Raw genomic sequence first — 1,211 nt, forward strand, 5'->3', positions numbered from 1 at the left:
TGCGAAAGAATGGCACGACCGAACAGAACAAGATGCTCGACTATCTTTTGAATCAGGCACAAAGCCAGGCCACCGACCTGCTTAACGGCAACACCAGTGCGTCACCGGTACATAACATTCTCGCGAACGTGAAAAGCTTGCTTATGCACGCGCAAGTGCTTCCATCGCCCACGGGCGGCGTGTCAGTCACGACGATATCCGATGAAGGCGACCTCGTTGGTAGAAATCAATACGAGTCGCTCGATACCAACTGGTCCTATTGCGTCGTGAACTGGCTTTCGCATTTTTCCGCAAGCACTAAAGCACCTTTTCGCACCGCTCCCCCGCAGCCGACGCCCCCACTGTTAGCGAATGCATCGATCACAATTGCGGGCGATTGGGGAACCGGCACCAACTATCGCACGGATCATCAACTCGCTCCGTCGGGAAAGGTCGCTCAGGCAATGAGTGCGCTTAAGCCTGATTACACGGTCCATCTCGGCGACGTGTACTACTCGGGCAGCACGACGGAAGAACAGAACAACTTTATCAGTGCATGGCCTGCGGGAAAGACCGGGAGTTTCACGCTGAATTCGAATCACGAGATGTATTCCGGCGCGGTCGGATATTACGGCACGCTCGACAACAGCAACATGTTCGAGATGCAGGGAAAAAACAGTTACTTCGCGGTGGCGAATCAGGACTGGCTCATCATCGGACTCGACACGGCCTACCATGCAAGCGAACTACAGCTTTATCAGAACGGCGTGCTCGATGACGGACAAGTCGCATTTATCGATACTTGCCTGAGCGCGAATCCGAATCCGAAACGTGTGATTTTGCTCACGCATCACAATGGCCTGTCGCTCGACGGGACCACTCCGACGGCTCTCTGGCAGCAAGTCTCGAACGTTTTCGTCGATCGCGAAGTGTGGTGGTACTGGGGACATATGCATGCCGGTGTGGTCTATTGCGATCGCGACAAGCTTGGCCACATCATTCCGGCCAGCGCCGGAAAAAGCGGCGTCGTGCACCCACGTTGCGCGGGGCACGGCGCAATCCCGGCCGGAGAGCCGTCGTTACTCGTCGGCAATCCCGCAGCCATCTGGCACGAAAGCCATCAGGTGCCCGACGTGCTTTATTCCGGACGCGTGGCCAATGGCTTCGTGTTTCTAAGTCTGAACGGCGGCGGCCTCACCGAATCCTTCGTCAACGAAGACGGTTTGACTGTG

Annotated in this window: 1 protein-coding gene; it reads left to right on the forward strand. The window is 56.2% G+C overall.

Going from position 1 to position 1,211, the window contains the following annotated elements; all coding sequences use genetic code 11:
- Positions 1-32: 32 nt before the first annotated feature.
- A partial coding sequence (locus P7F28_RS08160; protein ID WP_277184006.1) for a metallophosphoesterase occupies positions 33-1,211 on the forward strand: 1,179 nt, incomplete at its 3' end.

This window comes from Caballeronia sp. BR00000012568055 (genome assembly GCF_029439455.1).
In the GTDB taxonomy this organism is placed as follows: domain Bacteria; phylum Pseudomonadota; class Gammaproteobacteria; order Burkholderiales; family Burkholderiaceae; genus Caballeronia.